Origin of the sequence: Blautia intestinihominis (assembly GCF_040096655.1) — a bacterium.
Classification (GTDB): Bacteria; Bacillota; Clostridia; order Lachnospirales; family Lachnospiraceae; genus Blautia_A; species Blautia_A intestinihominis.
In genome coordinates, this window is the sequence record NZ_JBBMEI010000112.1 from 1 (window position 1) to 7,377 (window position 7,377).

Annotated in this window: 11 protein-coding genes and 1 pseudogene; all 12 read right to left on the bottom strand. The window is 39.8% G+C overall.

Translation table 11 applies throughout. From position 1 onward, the window contains the following. Window positions 1–82: 82 nt before the first annotated feature. Entirely contained in the window at window positions 83–877 is a 795-nt protein-coding gene (locus WMO75_RS18140; RefSeq protein ID WP_118440636.1) for an ATP-binding protein, read from the bottom strand. Further along, entirely contained in the window at window positions 877–1,695 is an 819-nt protein-coding gene (locus tag WMO75_RS18145; protein WP_216244430.1) for a replication initiator protein A, read from the bottom strand. The genes WMO75_RS18140 and WMO75_RS18145 overlap by 1 nt, the downstream gene beginning before the upstream one ends. A gap of 9 nt (window positions 1,696–1,704) precedes the next feature. Further along, window positions 1,705–2,583, bottom strand: a complete 879-nt coding sequence (locus tag WMO75_RS18150; RefSeq protein ID WP_109273656.1) for a replication initiator protein A — start codon at window positions 2,581–2,583, stop codon at window positions 1,705–1,707. Further along, window positions 2,576–2,968, bottom strand: a complete 393-nt coding sequence (locus WMO75_RS18155) for a hypothetical protein (protein ID WP_055060295.1) — start codon at window positions 2,966–2,968, stop codon at window positions 2,576–2,578. Before WMO75_RS18155 ends, WMO75_RS18150 begins: the two co-directional genes overlap by 8 nt. Window positions 2,969–2,981: 13 nt before the next feature. Further along, a complete protein-coding gene (locus WMO75_RS18160) occupies window positions 2,982–3,380 on the bottom strand; it encodes a single-stranded DNA-binding protein (protein ID WP_005344165.1) in 399 nt (132 codons plus the stop codon). A 13-nt stretch (window positions 3,381–3,393) separates the two neighbouring features. After that, window positions 3,394–3,792: a hypothetical protein gene (locus tag WMO75_RS18165; RefSeq protein WP_044921493.1), complete on the bottom strand. Its 399-nt coding sequence runs from the start codon at window positions 3,790–3,792 to the stop codon at window positions 3,394–3,396. 129 nt (window positions 3,793–3,921) lie between these two features. Then, window positions 3,922–4,233 carry a DUF6050 family protein gene (locus WMO75_RS18170; RefSeq protein ID WP_022068206.1) on the bottom strand — a complete coding sequence of 104 codons (312 nt, stop codon included), beginning with the start codon at window positions 4,231–4,233 and terminating at the stop codon, window positions 3,922–3,924. Beyond that, on the bottom strand, window positions 4,223–4,390 hold the full coding sequence (locus WMO75_RS18175; protein WP_165853758.1) for a hypothetical protein: 168 nt from the start codon (window positions 4,388–4,390) through the stop codon (window positions 4,223–4,225). Before WMO75_RS18175 ends, WMO75_RS18170 begins: the two co-directional genes overlap by 11 nt. A gap of 4 nt (window positions 4,391–4,394) precedes the next feature. Continuing rightward, complete coding sequence (locus WMO75_RS18180; protein ID WP_255494039.1) at window positions 4,395–4,529, bottom strand: hypothetical protein; 135 nt, start codon at window positions 4,527–4,529, stop codon at window positions 4,395–4,397. Then, window positions 4,526–5,431, bottom strand: a complete 906-nt coding sequence (locus WMO75_RS18185; RefSeq protein WP_055039907.1) for a ParB/RepB/Spo0J family partition protein — start codon at window positions 5,429–5,431, stop codon at window positions 4,526–4,528. The genes WMO75_RS18180 and WMO75_RS18185 overlap by 4 nt, the downstream gene beginning before the upstream one ends. Further along, a complete protein-coding gene (locus WMO75_RS18190; protein WP_015529850.1) occupies window positions 5,421–6,206 on the bottom strand; it encodes a ParA family protein in 786 nt (261 codons plus the stop codon). Before WMO75_RS18190 ends, WMO75_RS18185 begins: the two co-directional genes overlap by 11 nt. 285 nt (window positions 6,207–6,491) lie before the next feature. Beyond that, window positions 6,492–7,377 (bottom strand): annotated as a pseudogene (locus WMO75_RS18195) (tyrosine-type recombinase/integrase); the annotation flags it as partial.

The window sequence follows — 7,377 nt, forward strand, 5'->3', positions numbered from 1 at the left end:
CTCTTTTCCCTCCTTTCAGCGATTCAACTGCTGTCCAGATCTGTAATCATGGCAATCACCCCCTTTAATAAAAAAAGACAAATTAACCGGTAATCAGGTTCTGCACCTGTACGAGTTTTTCTGTCCCTTCTTCTTTTCTCTTATCTTCTCCACCACAATAGATGGGAACACACATTTCAAGTATTCTACTGTAAATACGCTGATGGGCAGTATCCAAATCTGTGGATTTCATTTCATTCAGTCCCAGATTCGTTGTTATGATCAGCGGAAGCATTTTACAATAGCGGCTGTCTATCACATTATAGACCTGCTCCAAAGCAAACTCAGAATTTCGTTCTATTCCTAAATCATCAATAATCAGCAGCGGATAATCCACAAGATTTTGTATAATCTGGTTCTTATCTGCCTGATAGCTGGTCATTTCATTTAAAATCCTGGAAAAATTCGTCATCATGACACGTTCTCCCTGTTCCAAAAGTGCATTTGCAATACAGCCTGCAAAGAAACTTTTCCCAGTTCCAACTGGTCCCATCAAAAGCAATCCTACATTTTTTCTCTTCATATCTGTCCAGTTTTCTACATACTGCCTGGCAATTAGTGTCTTCTGGTTGCTTCCATTGTCATTTTCAAATTTCCATTCCCAGAATCTTCTTTCCCGAAGTCCGACGGATTTTCTCTGATAAAGCAGCCGCTGTGCTTCTTCCCGCTGCATCTTCTCATCCAGTTCCTGTCTGGCTTTCACCTCGCATTCGCACAAACAGGACACTACATGCTCAAATCCCATCAGACTGACTTTCATCTGTTTTCTTTTTCCACAGATGCCACAATGAAGACATCCCTCTTTGTCCAGATAATCTGCTGTTACTTTATTTTCCATCACAGGCTTTCTCCTTCCTGAAATTCATATTTATCCATTCCTGCCCTGGCTCCATCCCGTTCTGCCCAAAGACAGATTGTTGCAAAATGGTTCTGATATTCTTTTCCACTGGATTTCATATAAACAGAAAGATGATCAATTCGTTTCTGGTAATCCCATGGAAAAAGCATCATCAACTCCCGCAGTTCAGCTTCCGACAGAACAACATTTTTAAATCTCCCATACAGACTGAATTTTTCTTCCAAAGCGGAAGTATTGCCCTTACTCTTATCAGTATGATTCTTTTCAGTCTTATTTATCTTAGTATTACTTCCATCCAGATTCTTGCAGTCCGGACTTCTATTTTTTTGCGTTCCGGACTTCCAGTTTCTTGCAATCCGGATTTCCAATTCTTTGCAGTCTGGATTTCCAGTTTCTGGCGTTCCAGAAGCAACGTATCTTACTGGCTTTCCTCTGATCCGTTTCACAAAATTTTTCACATATATGACAGAAGGACGATTATTCCCCTGCCGATACCGTTCGATCAATCCAATCCCATGCACACTGTCAAGCTCATAAAGAAGCTTTGTCACTGTCGTATGCGACATTCGCAACAGCTCCTGCAATTCTGCGATCGTGTAAATAATATAGACATAACCATCACCGTCAATCCAACCATTTTTCTTGGATAGGCTGATTCGATCAAGCAGAATTCCGTAAAGGAGCTTTGCGTCTGTGGACAGGCTTGCAAACTCTTTTTCTGTGAACAGAGCTTTTGGTATCCGAAAAAAAGAAAACTGGTCAGATTCTTCTGCTCTGAAATATTCAAAATCTGCCATAATATTTTCCTACTCTTCTACATCGAAATCACAATTTGCCGCACTACCTGTACCATGACATAATTCATCAAGCACATAATTGAATGCATTCATCGCCTCTTCCAAATAGATTTTCCTAGCCTCTTTATCACACGCATACATATCGGCAATAAATCCTTCATCATTTCCTATTGCGTGTACCAGAGTCTCCAAAACTTTCATAAATTTCTTTTTTGAACACTTTTTATTCTGCCTGTTCACATATTTCTGAATATCCAGTACTCTATCAGCATTTTCCTCATTCTCTTCAAGAATTCCAAACGCCAGATCCATGCCAAATTCATAGCCATCACAGGAAATCTGATCAACATCAAGCTGTCCCAGCTCATCTCGATAATTTCTTTCTTCCATTGAAGTCAGTGGTGTCCCATATTCATCCAGATATCCCATATCTGCAATTGTTTCCAGAATATCTCTGGATGCTTTCACCATTTTGTCCATAATGATTTCTCTTTCTTCCATCGGCATATTTGCCATAATGCTGTCTAATGTCATCATTGATTCTTCCTCCATCTCATTTTCATAAATATCGTTGATATAAAAGTGGTTTGCTTTTCCATTGTTCGGAATGATACGCACCAGATTTCCAACCTCCACCAGTTCCTGTACTGCCTGATCTACCCCATATCTGGTTGTATTCAGGTCTTTCTTCATTTCACTTTTTGGATAAATTACATACAAATCCCCCTTACCATCTACCCAACCATTCTGCACCGCAAATTTCAAACGATCCAGAAATAAGCTGTATAAAATCTTTGCTGTATTTGACAGATTTTTGTATTTTTCCATCTGGAACAGCACCTTCGGCACCTGCAGACAATCTACCGGCATATACTCCATCTTACTCATTGATTGTTTCCTCCTTCTGTTTGTACAGCACTTCGGCTGAATTAATATTGATTTCCAACATCCCTACAAATACCTGATAGTACAGAAGGCATATCTGTTCATCCTCTCTTGCCAGATACAATCCTTCCAGTTCATCGGACGGATGTTTCATTCCATATACTGCCTGACAAATATCATGGATTTTCTCACATTCCACACTTCTAAGATGCTGCTCCAAGGTGTGGTTAAATCTCTGCCAGTCCTCCAGTTTCTGATTTACTGACATCATGCACTGGAACAGTTCCGCTGCTTCACATGCTGCTGACAGCACTACATTTTTGTTATTGATACTTCCATCGGCATTTTTCATATGCCCTACCATATACGCCTGATCTACTGAAACCATCTTTTATCCTCCTCTATCTAAACGGCATTTCTTCTTCCATGCCCTCTGGGATCTCTAAGAACCCTTCCGCATCTTCTGGAAACGGTGGTCTGTCAACCATTTTTGCACCTGCGAATTCAATCCGGTTTGCATACACTTCGGTGGTATAAATCTTTTTCCCGGTATCCTTATCTTCATAATTACCTGTGACAATCTCGCCTTCCACCATGACCTTCGTGCCCTGCATCAGATAATCTCTGGCAAATTCTGCTTTCTTTGCAAAAGCCTTTACCGGAATGAAACTGACTTCATCGGAATAATTTCTTCTGACTGCCAGAACAAACTTGGCAATCTTATGAAGTCCTTTTTCATTCTCCACTTCGTTGTATCCGGGATTTCTTACCAATCGCCCGGAAATAACTGTTGTATTCATTGGCGTAACCCTCCTATGCTTTCATTGATTTGTAACAGATGCCGATACATGGTCCACATTTTCCATAGGCACATCCGTAACATTCATCTTTTTCCAACTCTTCTTGCTTCATTTCATCGGCAAACATTCCTAACAGTGTTGTATAAATCTTTTTCATTGCAAGGAACTTTTCTTCTGCTTTTTCCATCTTCTCTTTATAAAATGGGATCAGTTCACGAAGAACTGGATGGAAACGTTCATTTTCATCATCCCAGGCACAGGTTTTCATCATACAACGTGGCTGTTTCTCATAATTGCCCAGATAATACGGGCAGAACGTACAGCCTCTTTCTTTAACAATTTCCACCGGAATTACTGGCATCTGACTTTTGATTTCCTTAGTTACATGCTTACTTTCAATTCGCTCTCTCATATTAAAAATCCTCCAAGAATATATATTTGCAAAAGGGACTTCCCCTGAATTGCCTGGTTTTAAGCACAAAAAAAGAGGCAGCCTTACGATTTTTGTTTTCGCAAGCCTGCCTCTTATCAATCTAATATTCTATTTTCCAATGACATACCGTATAAACACGTATATCGCTCTAATCACATACACTGGAATCATGATGCTTCCAATCAATGCTCCAATGATGACACTTAATGCAGCCATCCCAAGTGTTGCTGTGGTATCCATTCCTCTCGGAATCAGAATCAACCGCATTTTATGTATTCCAAATGGAAGTCCAGCAATAAATACCCACCAGAACCAATCCGTCTGTCCACTGACCTTCATAATTGTTTTTGTCATCCAAAACCAGAATACCATAAATGCCAGTGGCAGAATCGATTTTTTAATTACATCTTCAATCGTCATCTTTTTTCTCCCTCTGTCTGATTCCTTCCGCCACCTCCCGATTAAGGTTTGCCAATATTTCTCTAACCACAGGAGAATCCAATCGAAAGGTTTCCAGATCTTTCTCCGTAAGCTCCCTTCCGTTCGCATCATATCTTCGTACAATTTTTAAAGCCATACTTTCACTTCCTTCCTGCTGATAATCCTAATGTTTTCAACAAATGTTTAAACTTCTCTCTTTTTATCCGTTTAACACGTATCTTTTCTATCTTTTTCAGATAGACTTGTATTCTCCTTGCCATATCTTCATTGCTCATTCTTTACCCTCTCTTTCTGCCCACGATGCCAGAAGCATAAATATAATTTCTTCCATCTGAGTCTTTGTATATGTATCTGGAAAATATTGTTTCAATTTCTTCGCCGGAATCTGCACCTGAACTTTTTCAGTACTTTCATTCATGCAAATCTGGTCAATTTCTGAATACGTCAACATCCGCTCTTTTGAAATCTGCTTCAATTCCTTTGCCTGCTTCATGGAAGGTACCATATTGTGATTACTCATATACTGAAATAATATCTGCTGCTCTTCAGTTCTCAAATAAGAAAGTTCAACAGCTGTGTTAAAGGGAAGCTTCTTCTCGTCTGCCAATTCTAATAGCTCTGCTACTAACTCTGTCAGATGAATATATCGAAGAATCTGTCTGGAACTATCTCCTGTATTCTGACTGACTTCTTCTGCCGCCAACTTCTTGCCAACTTGGCAAGAAGTTAAATCAGATCGTTTTCCCTGACGCTTTAACGCCTCATATTTCATTTTATAAGCAAATGCCTTTTCGCTGATCAGCAGCTCTTCTCGTTGAATGTTGGAATCTACCATAATCACCGTCGCTTCATCATCTGTAAGATCTTTGATGATAACCGGCATTTTCTCTAGTCCAGCAAGTTCACATGCTCGTTTTCGCCGATGACCAGCTACCAGCTCATAACCACCAGACTCTCTCAACCGCACAATACCAGGAACCAACACGCCATATTGTGTAATGCTTTCTGATAATTCTTCCATTTTCTTATCATCTTTTACTTGAAACGGGTGATTTGGAAATGGATGAAGGCTTCCTATTTTTATCTCGCAAATTCCATTGTTTGTTTCTTCGTTTGTTCCAAACAACGCATCAAGTGGCTGTAAGGAAATTGGAGTTGCTCTTTTTTTAGATGGCATCTTCTAGCACCTCCTCCGTCACTCTCCGATAAGCCTCTGTAGCTTTGCCTTTCGGATCATAAGAGAAAATACTCTGTCCTTCTCTGACTGCTTCCTTCATTCTTACAGAAAATGGAATATAATTATCAAAGATATGAATTTGACTTCCATATACATTTCTGAGAAGTTCCATATTATTTCTGGCATCATTTGTATGCGCATCGACCATCGTGAACAGAATCCCACCGACTTGCAACTTCGGATTAATCTGCTTACGAACCTTACCGATCGTTTTTAACAACTGCTGCAAGCCTTTGATTGGCAGGTAGGACGCTTCAACTGGAATGAGGACTTCATCTGATGCAGCCAGCGCATTGATCGTAATCATTCCCAATGATGGCATACAGTCAATAATGACTGCATCATATTGATCCTTGATACCATATAAAATCTGTTTCAATACATATTCCCTGCTCATTGCATTTACCAACTGTACTTCCGTACCTGCCAGTCCAATGTTAGAACAGATAATATCTATTCCCTCTGCCTGATGTCTGATATAACAGTCTGAAGGAATATCTTCATCTTTCATTACTGCATCCATAAGAGCTGTAAGTGTTTCATTACTGTCATCACAATCACGATATCCAAATCCTGCGGATACATCAGACTGTGGATCGGCATCTACAATCAACACTTTCATATTCTTTTGTGCTAATCCTACTGCTAAATTAGCTGTACATGCGGATTTTCCCGTTCCCCCTTTTTGGTTTACAATAGAAATAATTCTAGCCATTTTTCATCACCTTTCATCGTCGTCAATCAAAAAGAGGACTGAATTAGACAACCGGAATCTATATTCCATGCGAGCTAATTCAGTCCTATAATTACAATAATTCTGTTGTTTTTACTCTTGTCTTACACAAATCCATTTCCAGTCTGGATCTGTAATAATTCATATTCTGGAATGACAGCGCTGCCTTATTTTTCCCTTTTTCAGGGAGTTAAAAATAAGGACTAAATTAGTGCAACCCCTTGTATTTACTGGAGTTTTCTAACTTGTCCTTATTATAACTCGACCATGTGGTGTGATGTTCGGTAACTTGTCCGTGTGATACTTGTTATACTTCTTAATTAGTCCTCGCACCATGCCCTCATAGTTTCCTGCAACTTTAGGTAAGCCCTCACGGTTCAAGAATAGGAAATTGCTATAACCACCTACAATCAACGGTTGTGCCTTTCCTCTGTTCTTTAGTATTCTTTGGATTGCTTGATAAGCCCGTTCTGTCAATGGAAGTTCTCGTTTTCCGTTTTTGGTCTTTGGCGTTTCAATATAGTAGCCGATTTCGCTGTCTTTCAATAACTGGTGGTCTATATTGAGTATTCTGTTCTGCATATCAATATGCGTCGTTAGTCCGCAAAATTCAGAAATACGAAGTCCCGTTTCCAGCAGAAGCACAACCTCATCATAATACTTGCTGTAAATCTTATCCTTTTCCATAAAGGCAAGCAGGCGTTCTTCCTGCTCTGGTGTAAGGATAACTTTCTGCTCCGTATCATCTTCCAGAACATCACTTAGCTTAAATTCAAACGGGTTCTTTCTGATACAGTCGTCTTGTATCGCCATGTAAAATGACGCTTTCAAGGAACGCTTGTAGTTATCAATCGTTTTATAGGCGTATCCTTTTTCGCTCATTCTGATAGCCCATTCTTTAGCGTCCGACTGCTTAACAGTATCAATCGCCCTCATACCCAATGGGTCATTTTTCAGAGCGTTCATAAGATACTGTCGTCCTTTTTCAGTAGCCCTCTTGATGTTCTTTCTTTGGCTGTTCTTCTTGTCGTAGAGCTGGCAGACTGTCATTTTACCGCCTGCTGTATCGATACCGTCGTTAAGGTCTTTTTTAATCTGTGTTTCTTTTTCCCTCAACGATATATCATCACGCTTTCCAGCAGGTGTCTTGTCT